Annotated in this window: 20 protein-coding genes and 1 tRNA gene; 12 read left to right on the plus strand and 9 right to left on the minus strand. The window is 67.8% G+C overall.

Annotation, left to right across the window (positions count from 1 at the left end; translation table 11 throughout):
• Positions 1 to 170 precede the first annotated feature (170 nt).
• Positions 171 to 1,697 (plus strand): acyl-CoA carboxylase subunit beta, encoded by a 1,527-nt coding sequence (locus tag QZX62_RS10175; RefSeq protein ID WP_294174176.1) that lies wholly within the window; start codon positions 171 to 173, stop codon positions 1,695 to 1,697.
• A gap of 87 nt (positions 1,698 to 1,784) precedes the next feature.
• Here the strand turns inward: QZX62_RS10175 and QZX62_RS10180 are convergent, their stop codons facing one another.
• Positions 1,785 to 2,096: a GIY-YIG nuclease family protein gene (locus QZX62_RS10180; RefSeq protein ID WP_294174177.1), complete on the minus strand. Its 312-nt coding sequence runs from the start codon at positions 2,094 to 2,096 to the stop codon at positions 1,785 to 1,787.
• 58 nt (positions 2,097 to 2,154) lie between these two features.
• Between QZX62_RS10180 and mce the strand changes: the two genes are divergently transcribed.
• The 8 genes from mce to fghA are packed head-to-tail and all read left to right on the plus strand — an operon-like array spanning position 2,155 to position 9,632.
• Positions 2,155 to 2,574, plus strand: coding sequence for a methylmalonyl-CoA epimerase (mce, locus tag QZX62_RS10185; protein WP_294174178.1), 420 nt, complete (start codon positions 2,155 to 2,157; stop codon positions 2,572 to 2,574).
• Positions 2,574 to 2,819, plus strand: coding sequence for a hypothetical protein (locus QZX62_RS10190; protein WP_294174179.1), 246 nt, complete (start codon positions 2,574 to 2,576; stop codon positions 2,817 to 2,819). Before mce ends, QZX62_RS10190 begins: the two co-directional genes overlap by 1 nt.
• A gap of 39 nt (positions 2,820 to 2,858) precedes the next feature.
• Complete coding sequence (scpA, locus tag QZX62_RS10195; protein WP_294174182.1) at positions 2,859 to 4,988, plus strand: methylmalonyl-CoA mutase; 2,130 nt, start codon at positions 2,859 to 2,861, stop codon at positions 4,986 to 4,988.
• Complete coding sequence (locus QZX62_RS10200) at positions 4,985 to 5,287, plus strand: hypothetical protein (RefSeq protein ID WP_294174184.1); 303 nt, start codon at positions 4,985 to 4,987, stop codon at positions 5,285 to 5,287. The genes scpA and QZX62_RS10200 overlap by 4 nt, the downstream gene beginning before the upstream one ends.
• 2 nt (positions 5,288 to 5,289) lie before the next feature.
• Positions 5,290 to 7,290 (plus strand): acetyl/propionyl/methylcrotonyl-CoA carboxylase subunit alpha, encoded by a 2,001-nt coding sequence (locus tag QZX62_RS10205; protein ID WP_294174186.1) that lies wholly within the window; start codon positions 5,290 to 5,292, stop codon positions 7,288 to 7,290.
• Positions 7,291 to 7,300: 10 nt separating this feature from the next.
• Positions 7,301 to 8,413 (plus strand): S-(hydroxymethyl)glutathione dehydrogenase/class III alcohol dehydrogenase, encoded by a 1,113-nt coding sequence (locus tag QZX62_RS10210; protein ID WP_294174188.1) that lies wholly within the window; start codon positions 7,301 to 7,303, stop codon positions 8,411 to 8,413.
• Positions 8,414 to 8,424: 11 nt separating this feature from the next.
• Positions 8,425 to 8,796: a VOC family protein gene (locus tag QZX62_RS10215; RefSeq protein ID WP_294174190.1), complete on the plus strand. Its 372-nt coding sequence runs from the start codon at positions 8,425 to 8,427 to the stop codon at positions 8,794 to 8,796.
• A 2-nt stretch (positions 8,797 to 8,798) separates the two neighbouring features.
• A complete protein-coding gene (fghA, locus tag QZX62_RS10220) occupies positions 8,799 to 9,632 on the plus strand; it encodes an S-formylglutathione hydrolase (RefSeq protein WP_294174236.1) in 834 nt (277 codons plus the stop codon).
• Between the two features lies 1 nt (position 9,633).
• Here fghA and QZX62_RS10225 read toward each other — a convergent pair whose 3' ends face one another.
• Positions 9,634 to 10,320, minus strand: a complete 687-nt coding sequence (locus QZX62_RS10225; RefSeq protein ID WP_294174192.1) for a 6-phosphogluconolactonase — start codon at positions 10,318 to 10,320, stop codon at positions 9,634 to 9,636.
• A gap of 351 nt (positions 10,321 to 10,671) precedes the next feature.
• Here QZX62_RS10225 and QZX62_RS10230 point away from each other — a divergent pair, with 351 nt between their 5' ends.
• Positions 10,672 to 11,244 (plus strand): EAL domain-containing protein, encoded by a 573-nt coding sequence (locus QZX62_RS10230; RefSeq protein ID WP_366926200.1) that lies wholly within the window; start codon positions 10,672 to 10,674, stop codon positions 11,242 to 11,244.
• A 65-nt stretch (positions 11,245 to 11,309) separates the two neighbouring features.
• Here the strand turns inward: QZX62_RS10230 and QZX62_RS10235 are convergent, their stop codons facing one another.
• From QZX62_RS10235 to glpX, 6 genes are all read right to left on the minus strand, one after another.
• Positions 11,310 to 14,876 (minus strand): PAS domain-containing sensor histidine kinase, encoded by a 3,567-nt coding sequence (locus QZX62_RS10235; protein WP_294174193.1) that lies wholly within the window; start codon positions 14,874 to 14,876, stop codon positions 11,310 to 11,312.
• Positions 14,877 to 15,078: 202 nt separating this feature from the next.
• Positions 15,079 to 15,153 (minus strand) — tRNA-Glu (locus QZX62_RS10240).
• 42 nt (positions 15,154 to 15,195) lie between these two features.
• Entirely contained in the window at positions 15,196 to 16,950 is a 1,755-nt protein-coding gene (recJ, locus tag QZX62_RS10245) for a single-stranded-DNA-specific exonuclease RecJ (RefSeq protein ID WP_294174194.1), read from the minus strand.
• Positions 16,947 to 18,422 carry a PH domain-containing protein gene (locus QZX62_RS10250; RefSeq protein ID WP_294174196.1) on the minus strand — a complete coding sequence of 492 codons (1,476 nt, stop codon included), beginning with the start codon at positions 18,420 to 18,422 and terminating at the stop codon, positions 16,947 to 16,949. The genes recJ and QZX62_RS10250 overlap by 4 nt, the downstream gene beginning before the upstream one ends.
• Positions 18,419 to 18,904 carry a PH domain-containing protein gene (locus QZX62_RS10255; RefSeq protein ID WP_294174197.1) on the minus strand — a complete coding sequence of 162 codons (486 nt, stop codon included), beginning with the start codon at positions 18,902 to 18,904 and terminating at the stop codon, positions 18,419 to 18,421. The genes QZX62_RS10250 and QZX62_RS10255 overlap by 4 nt, the downstream gene beginning before the upstream one ends.
• A gap of 30 nt (positions 18,905 to 18,934) precedes the next feature.
• Positions 18,935 to 19,915 (minus strand): class II fructose-bisphosphatase, encoded by a 981-nt coding sequence (glpX, locus tag QZX62_RS10260; RefSeq protein ID WP_294174198.1) that lies wholly within the window; start codon positions 19,913 to 19,915, stop codon positions 18,935 to 18,937.
• A 77-nt stretch (positions 19,916 to 19,992) separates the two neighbouring features.
• Between glpX and QZX62_RS10265 the strand changes: the two genes are divergently transcribed.
• Entirely contained in the window at positions 19,993 to 20,442 is a 450-nt protein-coding gene (locus tag QZX62_RS10265) for a hypothetical protein (protein WP_294174200.1), read from the plus strand.
• On the opposite strand, the gene QZX62_RS10270 is transcribed toward QZX62_RS10265, so the two are convergent.
• Positions 20,439 to 20,918, minus strand: a complete 480-nt coding sequence (locus QZX62_RS10270; protein WP_294174202.1) for a DUF2721 domain-containing protein — start codon at positions 20,916 to 20,918, stop codon at positions 20,439 to 20,441. The two genes, QZX62_RS10265 and QZX62_RS10270, sit on opposite strands and share 4 nt — an antisense overlap.
• A 77-nt stretch (positions 20,919 to 20,995) precedes the next feature.
• Here QZX62_RS10270 and ubiA point away from each other — a divergent pair, with 77 nt between their 5' ends.
• Positions 20,996 to 21,913, plus strand: coding sequence for a 4-hydroxybenzoate octaprenyltransferase (gene ubiA, locus QZX62_RS10275; protein WP_294174203.1), 918 nt, complete (start codon positions 20,996 to 20,998; stop codon positions 21,911 to 21,913).
• Positions 21,914 to 21,918 lie beyond the last annotated feature (5 nt).

Consider the following 21,918-nt stretch of genomic DNA (forward strand, 5'->3'; position numbering starts at 1 on the left):
GCTTTCGGCTGGGCGGTTCAGAGCTTCGTTCCGTCGATTGTAAGTGTTTGTTCCGGCTCGAAATAAGGTCCGGCGGCGGCGGCGCTTCGGCGGTGACTCTAACCCTTGGCTTCGCAAGGGCGGAGCTGCGGAATTGACGAGAACGGGCGAACCGCCCAACAGCTTGCCCTATGACGACCACCATTGCGGAACTGGAGCGGCGGCGCGAGGCGGCGCGGCTGGGAGGCGGGCAGAAGCGGATCGACGCGCAGCACGCCAAGGGGCGGCTGACCGCGCGCGAACGGCTCGCGGTGCTGCTGGACGAGGACAGCTTCGAGGAAGTCGACACCTTCGTCGAGCACAACGCGACCGAGTTCGGGATGGAGGCGCAGAAATTTCCCGGCGACGGCGTGGTCACTGGATCGGGCACGATCAACGGCCGGTTGGTATTCGTGTTCGCGCAGGACTTCACCGTCTTCGGCGGCTCCCTATCGGAGCGGCACGCGCAGAAGATCTGCAAGGTGATGGACGCGGCGATGAAGGTCGGGGCGCCGGTGATCGGGCTGAACGATAGCGGCGGCGCGCGAATCCAGGAGGGGGTGGCATCGCTTGCGGGCTATGCCGAGGTGTTCCAGCGCAACGTGCTGGCGAGCGGGGTCATTCCGCAGATCAGCCTGATCATGGGCCCGTGCGCGGGCGGCGCGGTCTACTCGCCGGCGATGACCGACTTCATCTTCATGGTGAAGGACAGCAGCTACATGTTCGTGACCGGGCCGGAGGTCGTGAAGACCGTCACCAACGAAGTGGTGACCCAGGAGGAATTGGGCGGCGCGGTGACGCACACGAGCCGGTCGGGCGTGGCGGACGTGGCGTTCGAGAACGACATCGACGCGCTGCTGGCGGCGCGCGAGTTCTTCGACTTCCTGCCGCTCAGCAATCGCGAGAGCGTACCGGAGCGGCCATCGTCCGATCCGGCCGAGCGCGCGGACGAGAGCCTCGACACGCTGATCCCACCGAGCGCCAACCAGCCCTACGACATGCATGAGCTGATCCGAAAGGTCGCGGACGAAGGCGATTTCTTCGAGCTTCAGCCGAACCATGCGGCCAACATCATCACCGGCTTCTGCCGCATCGAAGGGCGCACGGTCGGCGTGGTCGCCAACCAGCCGATGGTGCTCGCCGGGGTGCTCGACATTAACTCGTCCAAGAAGGCGGCGCGCTTTGTCCGCTTCTGCGACGCATTCGAGATCCCGATCCTGACCTTTGTCGACGTGCCGGGCTTCCTGCCGGGCGTGGGGCAGGAGCATAACGGCATCATCAAGCACGGCGCCAAGCTGCTGTTCGCCTATGCCGAGGCGACGGTGCCCAAGATCACGGTGATCACCCGCAAGGCCTACGGCGGCGCTTACGACGTCATGGCGTCCAAGCACCTGCGCGGCGACCTCAACTACGCCTGGCCAACGGCGGAGATCGCGGTGATGGGCGCGAAGGGCGCGGTCGAGATCATCTTCCGCGGCCGCACGCCCGAAGAGATCGCCGAGCGCACGCGGGAATATGAGGAGCGCTTCGCCAACCCCTTCGTGGCGGCGAGCATGGGCTTCATCGACGAGGTCATCATGCCGCACTCGACCCGGCGGAGGGTCGCGCTGGGACTACGCAAGCTGCGGGGCAAGCAGCTCGAGAACCCGTGGAAGAAGCACGACAATATTCCGCTGTAGGCCGCATCCGTCATGCTGAACTTGCTTCAGCATCCATCCTTTGGCTCGTACAGGTGGCCTTGTGAAAGGATGGACGCTGGAACGCGTTCAGCTGACCAATGGAGCAGACGGCAGCCCTAAGCCAGGCGCCAGGTCCACCCAGTGCGGGTTCTCACTTTCGATCAGGTTGATCTTCCATTGCCGGTGCCAGCGCTTCAGCTGTTTCTCGCGCGCAATCGCATCGTGCATGGTGTCGAACAGCTCGAAACGGGTCAAGCGCACGACGCCGTACTTAGAGGTGAAGCCTTTCACCTCCCCAGCCCTGTGCTGGTAGGTCCGAGCGATGAGATCGGACGTGACACCGATATAAAGGGTACCGTAGGGCTGGCTGGCAAGGACGTAGACGCACGGCTGCTTCATGGGCCCAAGTGCATGCGGAGGGATGGATGCTGAAACAAGTTCAGCATGACGGTTTGTGATGAGATTCGGACGCTTGAACCACGTCGGCGTTGCGACGCCTTCGATTGAACGAAGCCTGGAACTCTACCGCACCCTCTTCGGCGCGGAGCCGGCCTCGCCCCCGTTTGACCTCTCAGCACAGGGCGTGCGCGTCTGCTTCGTCGATGCGCCGAACTCGCAGATCGAACTGATCGAACCGCTTGGGCCGGACTCGCCGATCGCCAGGTTCCTCGAGAAGAACCCGGACGGCGGGCAGCACCATCTGTGCTTTGAAGTGCCGGACATCGAAGAGGCTCGGACCTTCTATGAGGGACAGGGCACGCGCGTCCTCGGACCGACGCGGATCGGGGCGCATGGAACGCCGATCTTCTTCCTCCACCCGAAGGACACGGGCGGGATGCTGACGGAGATCATGGAAAGCCCGAAACAGGCGCACTGATGAGCGATCGCGGTGCGGAGCTGATCATCGGCGTGGGTTGCGCGGTGCTGGCCGTGCTCCTGGTCCTGCGCATCGGGCGGGCGCTGCGGACCGGCGAGGTGCCGCTGTACCGCTCCCGGCTGACCCGGGCCGAGGCGGGGGATGCGCGGTTTTTGACGCTGCTGGGGATCAACGTGCTGGCGTTCGTCGCCATGTTCGTGATCGCCGCCGACCTGATCCTCGGATTGGGATTGCGCGCGCGCTAGGGTTTTCGCGGCAACGACTTGGGTCTAGTGCCCTCCCCTATGTCGAGCGATCACGAAGCCTGGAAAGCCCTCGCCGCGAAAGAGGCGCGCGGTGCCGACCTGTCGCGCACCATGCCCGAAGGCATCACCCTCAAAACCGTCTACGGACCCGAGGACTCAGCCGGGATCGATAGCGGCTTTCCCGGCATTCCTCCCTACACCCGCGGGCCCTACGCGACCATGTACGCCGGCCGGCCGTGGACCATCCGCCAGTACGCCGGCTTCTCCACCGCGGAGGAGAGTAACGCCTTCTACCGCCGCAACCTCGCCGCGGGGCAGAAGGGACTTTCCGTCGCCTTCGACCTCGCTACCCACCGCGGCTACGACAGCGACCATCCGCGGGTCGCGGGCGACGTCGGCAAGGCCGGCGTGGCGATCGACAGCGTCGTGGACATGAAGTTGCTGTTCGACGGCATCCCGCTCGGCGAGATGAGCGTCAGCATGACCATGAACGGCGCGGTGCTACCGGTGCTGGCCTTCTACATCGTCGCGGGCGAGGAGCAGGGGGTGCCGCTTACGGCACTCAGCGGCACCATCCAGAACGATATCCTGAAAGAGTTCGCGGTCCGCAACACCTACATCTACCCGCCCGAACCCTCGATGCGGATCGTGTCGGACATCATCGCCTACACGAGCCGCGAGATGCCGAAGTTCAACAGCATCTCCATCTCGGGCTACCACATGCACGAGGCCGGCGCGACGGCGGTGCAGGAACTGGCCTACACGCTGGCCGACGGCATGGAGTATGTGCGGGCCGCGGCCGCGCAGGGCTTGGCGATCGACGCCTTTGCGCCGCGCCTGTCCTTCTTCTTCGGCATCGGCATGAACCTGTTCATGGAGGTGGCGAAGCTGCGCGCGGCGCGGACGCTATGGGGGCGGATCATGACCGACCTCGGCGCCCAGTCCGAAAAGTCCAAGCTGCTCCGTACCCACTGCCAGACCAGCGGCGTGAGCCTCACCGAGCAGGACCCGTACAACAACATCGTGCGCACCACGGTGGAGGCGCTAGCGGCGGTGCTGGGAGGGACCCAGTCGCTGCACACCAACAGCTTCGACGAGGCGATCGCGCTGCCGACCGACTTCTCGGCCCGCATCGCCCGCAATACGCAGCTGATCCTGGCGGAGGAGAGCGGGGTGACCGCGGTGGCCGATCCGCTCGGTGGCAGCTGGTACGTCGAAGCGCTGACCCGCGAGCTGGAGGAGCGGGCCTGGGCCTTGATCGAGGAGGTCGAGGCGCACGGCGGCATGACCAAGGCGGTCGCGGAGGGCCTGCCCAAGAAGCGCATCGAGGAAGCCGCGGCCGAGCGCCAGGCCAAGGTCGACACCGGGGAGACGGTGATCGTTGGGGTGAACCGCTACCGGTTGCCGGAGGAGGCCGAGCTCGACATTTTGGAGGTGGACAATGCCCGAGTGCGCGCCGGGCAGATCGAGCGGCTGGCGGCGATGCGGGGGAGCCGTGACGCGGGCGCGGTGCGGGACGCCCTCGACGCGCTTGAGTCGGGTGCGCGCAGCGGCGAGAACCTGTTGGCGTTGGCCGTGCAAGCAGCTCGCGTGCGCTGCTCCCTGGGCGAGATCTCCGACGCGCTCGAGCTTGCCTTCGGCCGCTACGCCACCAAGCCTGAGCCGGTCAGCGGCATCTACGGCCAGCGCTCCGACGTGCGCTGGCGGGGCGCGGTGGAGGGCACGCAGGCGGTCACCACCCGCCTCGGCCGCAAGCCCCGCATGCTGGTTGCCAAGATGGGCCAGGACGGCCACGACCGCGGCGCCAACCTGGTATCGAGCGCGTTCGGCGACCTCGGTTTCGAGATCATCGCCGGCCCCCTGTTCCAGACCCCGCGCGAGGTGGCCGAACTGGCCGTGACCAGCGAAGTCGACGTGGTCGGCGCCTCCTCCCTCGCGGCCGGGCACAAGACGCTGATCCCCGAGCTGATCGAGCACCTCCGCGAGCTCGATCGCGCCGACATCAAGGTCGTCGCCGGCGGCGTCATCCCGGCGCAGGACTATGCCGCGCTCAGGGCCGCGGGGGTGCAGGCGATCTTCGGGCCGGGCACCAACCTCGCCGACGCGGCGGACGAGGTGCTGCGCCTGCTCGGGCACAACAAGCCGCCGATGGATGAGGCGGCGGAGTGATCGAGCCGCTCTATCACCTGTTCGTTTGGATCGTGTCTCCTGCCGCGGTAGGTCTCACCGCATATTATGCATTGCAAAAACGAGAGTTCTTCCTGGGAGCTTTCGCTTCTGCGAGCATGCTACTTCTGTGCGCCGGCATAGCGATGTGGATGTTCGACGGTTATCTGATGTTTTACCAGCTGATCTACACTGCTCTAATAGCTGTTCCCGCATCAATGTTGTTAGTTACAGCGTTCCAAGCTGCTGCTCGCCTCAGCAAATTGATCGTCCTTAAACTTCGGCCTGCGGATACAAACTAGGTATGTTCCTCAAAATCCTCATCGCCAACCGCGGGGAAATTGCGTGCCGGGTGATCCGCACGGCCAAGCGCATGGGCATCAAGACGGTCGCGGTCTATTCCGACGCCGACGCCCGCGCGCCGCATGTGCGCATGGCTGACGAGAGCGTGCGGCTCGGGCCCGCGCCGGCTGCGCAGTCCTATCTCAACGCCGAGCTGATCCTCGACGCGGTTAAGATGACCGGGGCGGAGGCGGTGCATCCGGGCTATGGCTTCCTGTCGGAGCGGGAGAGCTTCGCGCGCGCGCTGGCGGACGCCGGCGTCGCTTTCATCGGCCCGCCGCCGAACGCCATCGCGGCGATGGGCGACAAGATCGAATCCAAGAAGCTGGCGAGGCAAGCGGGCGTGAACGTCGTACCGGGGTACCTCGGCGACATCGCCACCACCGACGAGGCGGTCCAGATCGCGGCCGACATCGGCTTTCCGGTGATGATGAAGGCCTCGGCCGGCGGCGGGGGCAAGGGCATGCGGCTGGCCTGGTCGGAGCAGGACGTGCGGGAAGGCTTCGAGGCGACCAAGCGCGAAGGCCTCGCCAGCTTCGGCGACGACCGCGTGTTCATCGAGAAATTCATCGAGTCGCCGCGTCACATCGAGGTCCAGCTGCTCGGCGACCAACACGGCAACATCGTCTACCTGAACGAGCGCGAATGCTCGATCCAGCGCCGCCACCAGAAGGTGGTGGAGGAAGCGCCCTCGCCCTTCGTCACCCCCGAGATGCGCCGCGCCATGGGTGAGCAGGCGGTCGCGCTGGCGCGGGCGGTGGGCTATTATTCGGCGGGCACGGTGGAGCTGATCGTCTCGGGCGCGGACCCGACGGGGGAGAGCTTCTACTTCCTGGAGATGAACACCCGGCTGCAGGTGGAGCATCCGGTGACCGAGGAGGTCACGGGGCTGGACCTGGTCGAGCAGATGATCCGGGTGGCGGCGGGGGAGCGGCTGGCGTTCGGGCAGGAGGATGTGAAGCTCAACGGCTGGTCGATCGAGAACCGGGTGTATGCGGAGGACCCGTACCGCGGGTTCCTGCCGAGCACGGGGCGGCTCGTTCGCTATCAGCCCAGCGCGTCCACCCGCTCCGACGACCATGTTGTCCGCGTCGATGACGGCGTGTTCGAAGGCGGCGAGGTGTCGATGTTCTACGACCCGATGATCGCCAAGCTGATCACCTGGGGGCCGACGCGCGAGGCGGCGATCGAGGCGCAAGTCGAGGCGCTGGACGCGTTTGACATCCAAGGCATCGGTCACAATGTCGATTTCCTGTCCGCGCTGATGCAGCATCCGCGGTTCCGCTCGGGGGAGATCACCACCGGGTTCATCGCGGAGGAGTATCCGGAGGGCTTCACCGGCGCGCCGACCGACGAGCAGCTGACCGCCGACCTCAGCGCCATCGCCGCGCTGATCGCCGCCACGCATGAGCGGCGCGCGTCCTTGATCGACGGGCAGCTGAACGGGCCGGTGCCGGTCGCCGAGGACCACATCGTCCGGCTCGACGGCGGGGCCGAGCATCGCGTGCACTTCGAGCTGGACAAGGTAGTGGTGGACGGCGGCGCACCGCAGGTGCTGGAGGCCGACTATCAGCCCGGCCAGCGCCTCGTCCGCGCGCGCATCGGCTCGCGCCAGCGCACGGTGCTGGTCGCCAAGGACGGCCGCTCGTGGAAGATGATGGCGCGCGGCGCGACTCACCGGGTGACGGTGCTGACCCCGCTGGTGGCCGAACTCGCGCGGCACATGATCGACAAGGTGCCGCCCGACCTGTCCAGATACCTCCTTGCGCCGATGCCGGGGCTGCTCACCCGGCTCGACGTCAAGGCGGGCGACAAGGTCGAGGCCGGTCAGCCGGTCGCGGTGGTCGAGGCGATGAAGATGGAGAACATCCTCCGCGCCGAGAAGAGCGCCACCGTCAAGGCAACGCCGGTCGGCGCGGGCGAGAGTCTGGCGGTCGATCAGGTCATCGTCGAATTCGAATAAGGAAGCCCGCATGAAAACCAGATCCGCCGTCGCGTTCGAGGCCAAGCGGCCGCTGGAGATCGTCGAGCTGGACCTCGATGGCCCCCGGGCGGGCGAGGTGCTGGTGGAGATCATGGCGACCGGCATCTGCCACACTGACGCCTACACGCTTGACGGCCTGGACAGCGAGGGGCTGTTCCCCTCCGTCCTCGGCCATGAAGGGGCGGGCGTGGTGCGGGAGGTAGGCGCGGGGGTCACATCGGTGACGCCGGGCGACCACGTGATCCCGTTGTACACGCCCGAGTGCCGCCAGTGTAAGTCGTGCCTATCGGGCAAGACCAATCTGTGCACCGCGATCCGCGCGACCCAGGGCAAGGGGCTGATGCCCGATGGCACGACCCGGTTCAGCCACAAGGGGCAGCCGATCTTTCACTACATGGGCTGCTCGACCTTTTCGAACTTCACGGTGCTGCCGGAGATCGCGGTCGCCAAGATCCGGGAGGACGCGCCGTTCCAGTCGAGCTGCTACATCGGTTGCGGCGTGACCACTGGCGTCGGCGCGGTGGTCAATACGGCCAAGGTCCAGGTCGGCGAGAATGTGGTGGTGTTCGGGCTCGGCGGAATCGGGCTTAATGTGATTCAGGGTGCGCGGCTGGCCGGCGCGGCCAAGATCGTCGGGATCGACATCAACCCCGACCGGGAGGAGTGGGGCCGGCAGTTCGGCATGACCGACTTCCTCAACACCCGTGGGCTGAGCCGCGAGGAGATCGTGGCCAAGGTGGTGGAGCTGACCGACGGCGGGGCGGACTACAGCTTCGATTGCACCGGCAACACCGAAGTGATGCGGACCGCACTCGAATGCTGCCACCGCGGCTGGGGCGAGTCGATCATCATCGGCGTGGCCGAGGCCGGCAAGGAGATCGCCACCCGGCCGTTTCAGCTGGTCACCGGGCGGGTATGGAAGGGCACCGCGTTTGGCGGAGCGCGGGGGCGAACGGACGTGCCCAAGATCGTCGACTGGTACATGGACGGCAAGATCGCCATCGACCCGATGATCACGCACGTACTGAAGCTCGACGAGATCAACCGCGGCTTCGACCTGATGCACGCGGGCGAGAGCATCCGGTCGGTAGTGGTCTACTAGGAGGGACGGGCATGTTCAGTCACGTGATGGTCGGGTCGAACGATCTCGAGCGCTCCAAGCGCTTCTACGACGCCTTGTTCGAAAAGCCGGGTCGGCAGGACGACAAGGGGCGCCTCAGCTACGGGCGCCGGGGCTCGGTGTTCATGGTAAGCATGCCGATCGACGGGGAGCCGGCGACTTACGCGAACGGTTCGACCATCGGCTTCACCTACGATACGCCGGAGGAGGTCGACGCCTGGCAGAAGCGCGGAACCGAGGCTGGCGGGCAGGCGATCGAGGACCCGCCCGGCGTTAGGCAGAACGCGTTTGGCGCGCTGTACCTCGCCTACCTGCGCGATCCGGACGGCAACAAGCTATGCGCGCTGCACCGGCCGACGCAATGACGATGGAGGTGGTCAGCGAAGCTCGGAGCCACGGCGGCCGGCAGATGGTGGTCAAGCACGCTTCGGCCGCGACTGGCACCGACATGGTCTTCTCCATCTTCCTGCCGCCGCAGGCTGAAGGCGGAGCGGAGCTGCCGATGGTCTGGTACCTGTCGGGCCTGACCTGCACCCACGCCAATGTGACAGACAAGGGCGAGTACCGCGCCGCCTGCGCCGAGCACGGGCTGATCTTCGTCGCGCCCGACACCAGCCCGCGAGGGCCGGAGGTGCCGGACGCGGAGGGTTGGGACTTCGGCCAGGGCGCCGGCTTCTATGTCGACGCAACGGAAGAACCCTGGGCGGCCAACTACCGCATGTGGAGCTATGTCACCGATGAGCTGCCGGCGCTGGTGGCGGCGGAGTTCCCGGTCGACGTTGGTCGCCAGGGAATAACGGGACACTCGATGGGCGGCCATGGTGCACTGACCGTCGCGCTGCGTCACCCCGACCGCTTCCACAGCGTGTCGGCCTTCGCCCCGATTGTCGCTCCGGCGCAGGTACCGTGGGGAGAAAAGGCGTTCGACGGCTACCTCGGGCCGAACCGCAGCCGCTGGCGGGCGCATGACGCGGTCGCGCTGATCGAGGATGGCGCGCGGGTGCCCGACCTGCTGGTCGATGTGGGCGACGCGGATCCGTTCCTGGAGCGCGAGCTGCGGCCCGAGCTGCTGGAGCGCGCCTGTGCCAGCGCCGGCATTTCGCTGCAGCTGCGGCGGCAGGCCGGCTACGACCACAGCTACCATTACATCTCGACCTTCATGGCCGACCACCTCCGCTGGCACGCGGAGCGCCTGATCTAATTCAGGCGTACCAGTGGATGTCGATCGGCTGCTCGGCCTCGGCCAGCACCTTGCCGATCGGCAGCTTGCTCGAATGCCCGTCGGCGATCGCCCCCTCGAGCGTCTGCCGCGCGTCGTCGCCGACCAAGGTGATGAGGATGGTGCGGGCGGACAGGATGGCGGCTCTGGTCAGCGAGACGCGCGCGTCGCCGCTGTCCGCACGCAGGCCGACTGCCCGCCGCGCTTTGGGCGCATCCAGCGCGCCCTGGAGGTCGGGCCCGGCCGTAAGCCCGGCGGTGTTGCCCTCTGCGTCGACCGTCAGCCAGACGAGGTCGGGCGGCCAGGGCAGGTCCTGCAGCCGTGCGTCGGCGGCGTTGCCTGCCAGCGCCACGTCCGGATTTTCCGTCGCGACCGGCAGCACCCGGGCACCCGCCGGGATCAGCGCTGCGGCCAGCGCCCGAACCGCCGAGCGCTCATCACTGACGGGCACCAGCCGGTCGTCGGTCGGGACGACTGCAACCTTTTTCCATGGCAGCTTGGCCTTGGCGAGTCGCTGGAGGACCGGCGCACACTCCGGAGCGGCGGGCATGGCAAGCAAGGCCGCGTTGCGGGCATCCGTCGCGCTTTCGACGATAAAGCCGATGTCGCCGACAACGGCGTCGGCCCACTCATCTGCGCTGTCGTAATCCCACCATTCGGCTTCGATCATGGATTGCTGGTCCTTAGCTGTTCCGGCGAACGCCATTCCCCGCCCGGCGGCGAAAGTAAATGGTAGCGCGCGGCGCGGTCGTCGCCTTGCATATTCGTTAATCGGGTGCTGTTAACCTGGACTGATGACGACTGCCCGACCCTTCAACCAACGCGGCGGCTGCGGCGGCTGCCGGGACGGCCAGGGCTTTCCCCTGGCAACCCGCGCCGCGTTTCACCCGATCCTGGATCTGCGCGACGAGCGCGTGTTTGCATACGAGGCGCTGATCCGCGGCGAAGGGGCGAGGGCGCCGCCTTTGTCCTCGACAAGGTCGGCCCCGAGCAGCTGTATGCGTTCGACCAGGCCTGCCGGGTGACTGCGATCCGCGAGGCCGTCTCAGCGGGAATTGTCGCCACCGGCGCGCAGCTGTCGATCAACTTCATGCCGAACGCCGTTTACTCGCCCATGGCGTGTATCCAGCTGACCCTGCGCACGGCAAAAGAAGTCGGGTTCTCGACCGACCGGCTGATCTTCGAGTTCACGGAGAACGAGCGGCTGCAAACGGCCCATGTGCAGGCGATCGTCGCCGCTTACCGCCAGCTCGGCTTTAAAACAGCGGTGGACGATTTCGGCGCAGGCTATGCGGGCCTGGGACTGCTGGCGGCGCTGCAGACCGACATGGTCAAACTCGACATGGAGCTAATCCGCGGCATCGACGCGGACGGGCGCAAGCGGGCAGTAATGGAAGCGCTGGTTCTGCTGATGCGGCGGCTCGGCACGGAGATCGTGGCGGAAGGGGTGGAAACAGCGGAGGAGCTGGCGGTGCTGCGCTTGTTCGGCGTCCGCTACGTCCAGGGCTTTCTGTTCGGGCAGCCGCGGCTCGGTGAGCTGACGCCCTATCCCGCATGGCTGCACGAGCCCACACGCACGGCCGCGATCAGCTAAAGCCCGCCCGGTGCAGCGAGGCAGCCGCGCGACTTAGCAAAGCCCTGCGCTTCGAAGCGGCAGCATTAGGCCTGTTCGATCATGTCCCGGATGCGGGTGGCGAGCGCCTCGATGGCGAAGGGCTTGGTGATCATCTGCATGCCAGGATCGAGAAAGCCGCTGGCGATGGTGGCGTTTTCGGCATAGCCGGTCATGAATAGCACCTTCAGATCCGGCCGGTGCTTGCGCGCAGCGTCGGCGAGCTGGCGGCCGTTGAGACCGGGCAGGCCAACGTCCGAGATCAGCAGATCGAGCTTGAGATCGGACTGCAAGATCTTGAGGCCTGCCGGTCCGTCGGCAGCTTCGATGGCCTTGTAGCCAAGGTCCTGGAGCACATCGATCACCAGGTCGCGCACGGCGACCTCATCCTCGACGACGAGGACGACCTCTCCGTCGTCCGAGCGATGCGCTTCGGTCAGCTCGGCGCGATCGGAGTCGAGTTCTTCGGACTCGCCGTAGTAGCGAGGCAGGTAGAGCTTGATGGTCGTGCCCTGTCCCACTTCCGAGTAGATGCGGGCGTAGCCTTCCGACTGGCGGGTGAAGCCATAGATCATGGACAGCCCGAGGCCGGTGCCTTGCCCGATCGGCTTGGTCGTGAAGAACGGGTCGAACGCCTTGGCGATCACCTCCGGCGTCATGCCGGTACCGGTGTCGGTCACGCAGATGCAGACATACTGACCGGGCCTGACGTCCCGCTGCCGCGCGGCATAAGCACCGTCGAGCCGCGCGTTGCAGGTTTCGATGGTCAGCTTGCCCCCTGCCGGCAGGGCGTCGCGGGCGTTGATCGCAAGGTTGAGGATCGCGCTTTCGAGCTGGTTAGGGTCGCACAGCGTCTGCCATAGGCCGCCGGCCGTGACGATCTCCAGCGAGACCGTCTCGCCAATCGTCCGGCGCAGCAGCTCCTCCATGCCGGTCACCAGCCGGTTGGCATTGACCGGCTTGGGATCGAGCGGCTGCCGCCTGGCAAAGGCCAGCAGGCGATGGGTGAGCGCGGCGGCGCGGTTGGCCGCGGTCATGGCGGTGGTCGCGTAGCGCTCGATCTTGTCGGTCTCGCCCTTGGCGATCCGCCGCTGCATCATGTCGAGCGAGCCGATCACGCCAGTCAGCAGGTTGTTGAAGTCGTGCGCGATGCCGCCGGTGAGCTGACCGACCGCCTCCATCTTCTGCGACTGCCGCAGCTGTTCCTGCGTGCGCTCCAGTTCGGCCGTCCGCTCTCTCTCGCTGGTGACGTCACGGCCGTTCGCGTAGATATACTCGCCTTCCGGAGCAGCGACCCAGGAAATCGAGCGATAAGACCCGTCCTTGCGGCGATAGCGGTGTTCGACGCTGGGCGACTGGCCGGCATTCGCGTTGGCGAGGGCCTCAATGGTGAGTGCGACATCGTCCGGGTGAACGAAGTCGAAGACCGGCCGGCCGAGGAGTTCGTCCTCGCTCCACCCGAGGATCTTGGTCCAGGCCGGGTTGACGGCATGGAAGGCTCCCGCTCGGTCGATAACGACGAGCAGGTCGCGCGAAGTGCCCCAGACCCGGTCGCGCTCGGCAGTGCGCTCCGCCACATCGGCCTCCAGAGTCTCGTTCAATTCGCGAAGCAGTTCCTCCGCCTTCTTCTGATCCGTAATGTCGATCTGGATGCCGTCCCAGATCAGCGATCCGTCGGACTGCGTGCGAGGGGCCGAAATGATGCGGCACCAGCGAACTTCGCCATCGGCTCGCCGAAACCGGGCCTGGATGTCGAACGGCTTGCAGTCGCGGATCGCCTCCCTCTCCGCTTCGATCATGGCCGGCCGATACTCCGGCAGGATCAGCGTGTAAGCAATGGTGGGGTCGGCGAGCACCGCCTCCGCGGCTATCCCGGTCAGCTTCTCGTGGCTTTGCGAAACGTAAAGAAAGCGCCGTCCGGTCCCATCGGGCCCCGTCCGGATCTGGTAGACCATTCCCGATGGCAGGTTGTCGGTAAGGGCGCGGAGGCGCGCTTCGCTTTCGCGCAGCTGTTGCTCGGCTTGCTTTCGCTCGGTGATGTCGAGCGAGGAGCCGACCAGGCCCACGACCTTGCCTGACGGATCGCGGAAGGGCGCCTTGGTGGACAGCCAGGTGGCGTGCGTGCCGTCCGGAAGGCTGACCTGCTCTTCCAGCACCTCTGCGCGGTTCTCGGCCATGATACGCTGGTCGTTCGCCATGACCGCGTCCGCTTGCGCGGGGTCGTCCAGGAACTCGGCGTCCGTGCGGCCGAGGATTTCTCCGGGCGGTTTGCCGACCAGTTCGGACGTGCCCCGATTGGCCGCCAGCATTCGCCCCTGGTCATCCTTCGCGTAGACCACACCCGGAACCGCCTCCATCACGGCGGCAAGAAGCGCATTGCTTTCCTGCACCGCGAGTTCCGCCCGCCGACGCTCGTCGATATCGATGACCGAGCCGATGTAACCAAGGAACGAACCATCGTCGTCAAATCGGGGAGATGCCGCATCGATTGCCCAACGATAGCCGTCTTCGGCGTGCCGTAACCGATACTCGAACCGAAAAGGGGCTTGGCTCGCATTCGCCTGGAGGAAAGCGCGCTCAGCTTCCGCCCTGTCGTCCGGGTGAGTAGCATCGAGCCAGCCGAACCCCTCGGCCTCGACCTCGCTTTGGCCGGTGAACTCATACCAGCGCTTGTTCAGGTAGGTGCAGGCGCCGGAGGGATCGGTGACCCACATCATCACCGGCGCATGGTCAGCCATGTTGCGGAAGCGCGCTTCGCTTTCGCCGAGCGCCTGCTGCCCTTCCTCGCGCTTGGTCACGTCGCGCGAAACCGACAGCAGCATGCTTGGGCTGCCGTCCGCCCCGGCAACGGGTGAAACTTGAACGTCCCACCACTTCGAAGTACCCTTGGCGGTCGGGCAATAACCACAGAAGCGACCGGTTCCGCCAGCCTTGGCCTCTTCCGCAGCCCGTCGCACCTCCGGCCGCAACTCCTCGGGCCAAAGCGACGCCCATTCCTGCCCTGCAAAGGGGGTAAAGTCATCGATCTCCATCAGGCACATGCCTGGACCGTTCATCGCGTGCAGGCGCCCCTCGAGGTCGATGAGCTTGACGCAATCGGCGCTGCTCTCGAACAAGGCATGCGCCAATTGCTCGCTTTCGTGCTTCCGCTCCTCCGCTTCGTGCTGGGCCGTTCCGTCGCGCAAGACCTTGAGAAAACCGATGTGCTCGCCGGTGGCATCGTCCTCAAAGCGCATCATCAGTCCGCAGGCCCAGAACTCCGATCCGTCCTTGCGCCGATGCCAGCGCTCGTCTTCGCTCCGACCGCTCGCCGCGGCCGTCCTCATCTCCTCTTCGCACGCATGATGCGCCAAATGCTCCGGCGTGAAGATCATGCAGGCGTGCCTGCCGAGCGCCTCCGTTTCGCTCCAGCCGAGCAATCGCTCTGCGCCCGAGCTCCAGCTGGTGACCTGGCCGGCGACATCGGTGGTGAAGATCGCGAGGTCACTCGCACTCTCAACGATGTCGCGGAAGTGCGCTTCTCCCAAGCGGACGGGAGAAACCGGCGCGGGCGCGGCAGTGACGGCCAACCCGGCTGAGCCAAGCGGCCCACCTGCGCCCTCGACGTCGTGCATTCCGAACCATGCTCCTCGCAGGCGCAGCCTTGGGCGCCCGCGTAAACCTTCTGAAGCAAAACTGCCCTATGCGGAAGTTCCTTGCCAACACGCAAGTTCGTCGGCCTGTCGGACCGCGCGAACGTCCCCCTTCAGCCCGATGTGATCCGCCGGGACACGCTTGACCCGTTCCACCCCGCGGGGCGCCGCTCTCTGCCGCTGATGGTGACCCCTACGGGAATCGAACCCGTGTTTCAGCCGTGAAAGGGCCGCGTCCTAACCGCTAGACGAAGGGGCCCTGGGTGGGCGCCGGTGCGCTTAAGCGAGGGCAGGGCGGGGGTCAAGCGAGGGCGGCGTCGTCGAGGTGCATCTCGGCTGCGGTGCCGCCGTTCCATTCGTCGCGCTTGATCGTGCCCGCTAGCCACCAGCGATGGTCGGACGCGGACGACAGCAGCGCCTGGCCCAGCGCCGTGTCGGCGGCGCGAAAGGCGATCCACTTAAAGCTGGCGCCGTCTTCGCCGCAGGCGAGGCCGCGGACATGGCCGTTGCCGACCACGCCGGTCTTGATGAGCCGCGCAGGGCCGGACGCCACGCGCGGACTGGGCCAGCCGGCGCCGTAGGGACCGGCGGAGTCGAGCGCATCGCACAGGCCCGCGGCCACTCCGCGCGGCGCGCACAGCGTGTCTATCAGCAGGGCGCGGCCGGCGCGGGCGCGCTCCACGTCCGCGGCCAGGCGCTGGTGGAGGAAGGCGCGGAGCGGCTCCACGCCGTGCTGGGGCGCCGTGAGGCCCGCGGCCATGGCGTGGCCGCCGCCGGCGAGGAGCAGGCCGCTGTCCTTGGCCGCGAGCACCGCAGCGCCGAGGTCGACGCCGGAGATCGAGCGACCCGAGCCCTTGCCGGTACCGTCCTCCACCTCGGCCACTACGATGGCCGGGCGACCGAACCGCTCCTTGAGGCGGCTGGCGACGATGCCGATCACGCCGGGGTGCCAGCCGGGGGCGGAGACCAAGATCAGGGGTGCATCTGCCTGTTGTTCCGCCTGCTCCCCGGCATGCTCCAGCACCAGCATCTCGATGGCGCGGCGCTCTTCGTTGAGCCGGTCGAGCTCGGCGGCGAGCGCGCGGGCCTCCTCCGGGCAGTCAGTGGTCAGCAGACGGACGCCGAGGTCGGCCTGCCCGACGCGCCCGCCGGCGTTGATCCGCGGCCCAAGCGCGAAGCCGAGGTCGCGGCAGCTAGGCGCCTTGACCAGCCGGGCGGCCTCTGCGAGCGCGGCCAGGCCGAGGTTCTGGCGGCCGGCCATGACCTTCAGCCCTTGGGTGACGAAGGCGCGATTGAGCGAGTGGAGCTTGGCCACGTCGGCCACCGTGCCGAGCGCCACTAGGTCGAGCAGGTCGATGAGCTTGGGTTCGGGCGTGCCGCCCCCGAAGCGGCCGCGGCGGCGGAGCTCGCGCAACAGGGCGACGCCGAGCAGGAAGGCCATGCCGACCGCCGCGACATGGCCGTGGGCGGCCCCAAGCGCATCCTCGTCCAGCCGGTTGGGATTGACCAGCGCGTGGCACAAGGGGAGGGCGGAGGCGCATTGGTGATGGTCGATGACGACTACGTCGAGGCCTACGCGATGCGCCGCCTCAAGCGCTTCGAACGCCTGCGCGCCGCAGTCCACCGTGACCACTAGGTCGGCCCCGCGTTCCTTCAGCCCAACCAGCGCCGCGCCCGACGGGCCGTAGCCTTCCATCAGCCGGTCAGGGATGTAGGTGATCGGTTGCACGCCCAGCCGGCGCAGCAGCAGCACCAGCAGCGCCGAGCTGGTCGCGCCGTCCACGTCGTAGTCGCCGAAGATCGCGATCGTCTCGCCGCGCTCCACTGCGTCCGCGACCCGCGCGGCGGCCTTGTCCATGTCGCGAAATGCCGACGGGTCGGGCAGGAAGTCGCGGATGGTTGGGGCGCGGTGGCGGGCGAGGTCGTCCCGCTCAACCCCGCGGGCGAGCAGCAGCTCGTCGAGCAGGGCGTCGCCCGTCAGCTCGCCATCCTGCGACCGCCGCCAGCGCCACGGCTGACCGCTGATCGAACTCTCCACCCCTAACGCCACGCTCATGCGAAGCGAGATAGCAAAGCGTTGCGCACCTGACTCGCTTTTTCGCGCGGGAGCGACGGAATGACGTGGGCGGAAAAGCCGCTGCCGCCGGCGACCCCGATGCGGATGCCGGCAGTGCCGAAGCGCCGGCCGATGAAGTTCTCGGTCAAGTCCACGCTCTGCACGCTCTGCAGGGGCAGAAGCAGGGTGCGCCGCTGCCACCAGCCCCCGCGCACCAGCAGTTGGTCGTCGCCGAGCGCAAAGGCCGTGCGCCGCCAGCCCAGCCAGCGCGCCGCCACCACCAGCCCGAGGAGGGCGAGGGTGAGCAGGCCGAGCGGCGCCAGGACGGCGGCCTGCACGAGTGCGATCAGCAGCACGGGGAGCAGCGCCAGGCAAAAGGTCCAGACATAGGCCTTGGAGACCGGCTGCAGCGGACCTTGCGGCAGCTGCCAGCCGAGCTCGGCCAGGATCGGCTGCAGTTCTTCGTCCCTGGCGAGCGGGGCGACCTGGTGATCGCCGCCGCCGCCTTGGTCCTGCGCCAGGCTCTGCAGCTTGAGCTCGCGCCAGCCGAACCGTTCCCGCACGGGTCCGGTCAGGATCAGCGCGGCCTGCACCCGCCGCAGCGGCAGGGTGACGTCGGTCAGGGTGAACAGGCCGCGGCGACGGCGGAGGCCGGTGCCGGTGCGGTCGAGGCGGAAGCGGAAGTCGCGGGCGAGCGTCCGGGCGATGCCGGTCAGCAGACCGACCAGCACCAGCAGCAGCAGTCCTGCGAACGCTGCGCCGAACCGGTGGTCCTGCACGAAGCCGGTGAGCGGTCCGGCGTTGGCCAGCAGGTCGGTCCAGAACTGCCGCTCGAACGGCTCAAAACCGATCACGTCGCCCATGGTCTGGGTCAGGCCGAACAGGCCGGCAAAGATCGCCAGCGAGAAGTTGAACACGCCGGCGGTGAGGACGCGGCGGAGGTCCATGGCGAACAGCGGCCGCGCGTCCTCGGCGGCGTCGGTGCCAACCGCGGCAGGGGCCTGGCCGCGCCGCGCGCGGACATGGTCGCGCAAGGCATGAGCACGGGCGACGGCGATGCCGTTCAACGCGCCCTCCTCCTTGCTGCCGCCCGAGGCGCCCGTGTCGAAGGTCACGCTGGCCAGGCCTAGCAGCCGCTGCAGCGGCCCTTGGGTAATGTCGACGTCCTGAACCCGGTCGAACGGGATTGAGCGGTGCGTTCGGCTGATGAGGCCGCTGTCGATGCGGAGTTCGTCCGTACCCACCCGAAAGGTGAAGCGGCGCCAGTAGACGAGCAGGCTGACGATCGCGCCCGCGAGTAGCAGCGCCCCCAGGATCAGTGCCGTATCGAGGCGGCCAGTCGCGGCGAGATAGCCGATGCCCGCGTAGCCGCCGGCCACGCCGCGCAGGCTGCCGCCGAGCCCGGACAGGAGCATAAGTGGGTGGAGGCGCTCGGGTGGCGCTTCGTCGGCGCTCAGCGCCACTTCGGTCATTCGAGGTCCGAGCGGATGTGGCCGCGGATGAGCTCGCGGATCTCGCCCGCGCGCTCCGGCGAAAGGCCGGGTAGGGTGACGATGCTGTTGTGGGTGCCGGCGGTGTGCACCACCAGCGTGGCAGTGCCGAACAGCTTGTCCCACGGCCCGCGGGTCACGTCGATGTGCTGCACCCGGACGAACGGCACGATCGTGTCCGTGTGGAACAGCCAGCCGCGCAGCACCTGCAGCAGTGTCGGGTGCAGCCCATAGCGGAGCCGCTGCCAGATGCGCGGCGGCGCGGCGGCGGTGGAGATCAGCGCGAACAGCCCGATTGCGACCGGCAAAGCGCCCTGGATCGCCCACCCGTCCAGCAGCGCCCTGTCCAGAACCGTTGCCCCGATCACCAGCGGCAGCCAGCCGAGCAGCGTTCGCACGCGGATCACCTGCACATAGCCGCGCTCAACGTGCTGGAAGTGCTCGCTCTCCGGCTCAGCTGTCATAGACGAACAATACAGCTGGGCGGTCGCGGTTCAAGCCTTGAGGTTGCGATGCTCGCCGCGCACCCGGCGCACCGTGCCGGAGCTCGCGCGCATGACGATGCTCTCGGTGGTGACCAGGTCCTTGCGCCGCTTCACCCCGTCCAGCAGCGAGCCGTCGGTCACGCCGGTCGCGGCGAAGATGCAGTCGCCCTTGGCCATGTCCTCTAAGCGGTAGATGCGGTCGAGGTCCTCGATGCCCCAGCGCCGCGCGCGGCCGCGCTCGTCGTCGTTGCGGAACAGGAGCCGCCCCTGGATTTGCCCGCCGACGCAGCGCAGGGCCGCGGCCGCGAGCACGCCTTCCGGAGCGCCGCCTGAGCCCATGTAGACGTCGACCGTGGTGTCGGGATCGGTGACCGCGATCACCCCGGCGACGTCGCCGTCGGGGATCAGCTGGATGCCGCAGCCCAGGCTCCGCAGCTCGGCGATCAGCTCGGCATGGCGTGGGCGGTCGAGCACGCAGGCGATGATCTCGCCCGGCTCCACGCCCTTGGCCGAGGCAATCGCGCGGACGTTCTCGCTGGGGGAGCGGGCGAGGTCGATGGTGCCGTCGGGATAGCCCGGGCCGATCGCCAGCTTTTGCATGTACACGTCGGGCGCATTGAGGAGGCAGCCCTGCTCGGCGATCGCCAGCACCGCCAACGCGTTGGGACCGGCCTTGGCGGTGATGGTGGTGCCTTCGAGCGGATCGAGCGCGATGTCGATGCCGGGGCCTTGGCCGGTGCCGACCTTTTCGCCGATGAACAGCATGGGCGCTTCGTCGCGCTCGCCTTCGCCGATCACCACCGTGCCGTCCATCGGCAGCTCGTTCAGCGCCGCGCGCATGGCCTCCACCGCAGCATGATCCGCCGCCTTCTCGTCGCCCCGCCCGATCAGCGCCGAGGCGGCCACGGCGGCGGCTTCGGTGACGCGGACCATTTCCAGCACAAGGACGCGGTCGAGCAGGGTGCTGGCGATGGGATTGGCGTTGGTCATGGGTGCTCCGCTGTTGATTGTGGGGGCGATTAGGCGGCGGCTCGGCTCCTGTCGAGGGATGGCGCGTTGGGAGGCGCATGAAGATCCTTCCCATGCTGCCAGCGCTGGCCCTCTTGCTGGCCGGGTGCGGCGGACCCGATAAATATGCCGAGAACGCCGCCACACCCGACCTTGCGATGGCCAGCGAAACCCCGGGCGACTGGTCGCAACTCCGGCCGATGATCGGCCAAACACCCGACGAGAGTGGGCTGCTGCGCGAGCGGAGCCCGATCAGCGTTGACCTCAATGCGCTACTTGGGCCGGATGCCGAACGCTTCCGCACGGCGATGGCGGGTGCAAGCCCGCTCCTGTCGGACGGAGCGGCGCTGGTCACGATCAGCCCATCGCGGCAGGCCTATCTCGCGATCGTACCCGCGGATCATGCGCTTCATGTCGGTCTTCGCGACGAGACGGGCTGGCGGAACTACCGCACGCCGGGCGCCGACTCCAGCTTGCCCGCGCAGGTCCGGGCGCTGTTGTCGCGCTAGTCGCCGGCGGGCTCGTCCACCTGGTGCTGCAGGATGGCTGGGCGGATGCGGACGGCGCGGCTGCCCAGGCGGGTTTCCACCAGGAACACCGCGAAGCCCAGCGCCAGGCTGACCATCGAGGCGATGAACAGCAGGGCGATCGCGGTTCCGACGTGCGCCCCGGTCAGTCCGCCCGCGAACAGCAGGACTACCACCGCGCAGGTCAGCACCGCCGACAGCACCGACAGGAAGATCGCGCGGCTGACCAGAGCCATGCGGCGGTCGAGGATGCGGATCTCGCCCAGCGCCCGGTCATGCTCCTCGCCCCGGCTTTCGAGCACCCGCGTTTCCATGCCGCGTGCCCGGTCCACGATTCGGGCCAGCCGCAGCGCGCAGACGTTGAGGAACGCGCCGACGCCGGCGAGCAGGAACACGGGCGCCACTGCCAGTTGGATGACCTGGGCGACGAGCGCCGCGGAGTCGGTAGCCGCAAACATGCTCGCGCCTATGCCTCAGCCGCAGCGCGCCCGCTACCGCGGCAGACAAGGCGCACGGCGTGCGCTAGTCGAGCGGCATGGATGCGGCGGCCGAGACGGTTCCGGACAGCGAGCGGCGCGGGCTGATCGGCGTGCTGCCCCAGCGGGTGCGGCCTTACGCCTCCTTGATGCGGCTGGACCGGCCGATCGGGACCTGGCTGCTCTATTGGCCGTGCGCGTGGAGCGTTGCGCTGGCGGGCGTGTGGGGGCGATGGGACCTGTTCGCGTGGCTGCTGCTCGGAGCCTTCGCGATGCGCAGCGCCGGCTGCGTGTACAACGACATTGTCGACCGCGACCTCGACGTCAGGGTCGAGCGCACCCGGCTGCGGCCGCTGGCGAGCGGGCGGGTGTCGCTGCGCTCGGCGTGGGTGCTGACCGGAGCCTTGTGCCTGATCGGGCTGATCGTGCTCCTGCAGCTGCCCTTGCCGGCGCAGCTGATCGCGCTCGGCAGCCTGCTGCTGGTCGCCGCCTATCCCTTCATGAAGCGGATCACCTGGTGGCCGCAGGCCTGGCTCGGACTGGTGTTCAGCTGGGGCGCGCTGGTGGGCTGGCCGGCGGCGACCGGTGTGCTGGAGCTGCCGGCGGTGCTGCTGTGGCTGGGCAGCACCGCCTGGGTGGTCGGCTACGACACGCTGTACGCGATCCAGGACAAGGAGGACGATGCGCTGGTCGGGGTGAAGTCGTCCGCGCGGCGGCTGGGCGCGCGCGCCGCGCTCGGGGTAGGCGTTTGCTATGGGTTGGCGCTGCTCGGCTGGGGCGCGGCCATCTGGAGCGTGCGACCCGAATGGCTGGCCCTGCTGGCGCTGCTCCCGGCCGCGATGCAGCTGCTGGGCCAGGCTTTCCGCACCGACCCGGACGACGGCGCGCTGGCGCTGCGGCTGTTCCGTTCCAACCGCCTCGCAGGGCTGCTGGTGTTCGCAGCGATGCTGGTCGTGGGGTTGAGCGCCGCGCCCTAGGCGCT

Origin of the sequence: uncultured Sphingomonas sp., from assembly GCF_902806265.1 — a bacterium.
GTDB lineage: Bacteria > Pseudomonadota > Alphaproteobacteria > Sphingomonadales > Sphingomonadaceae > Sphingomicrobium.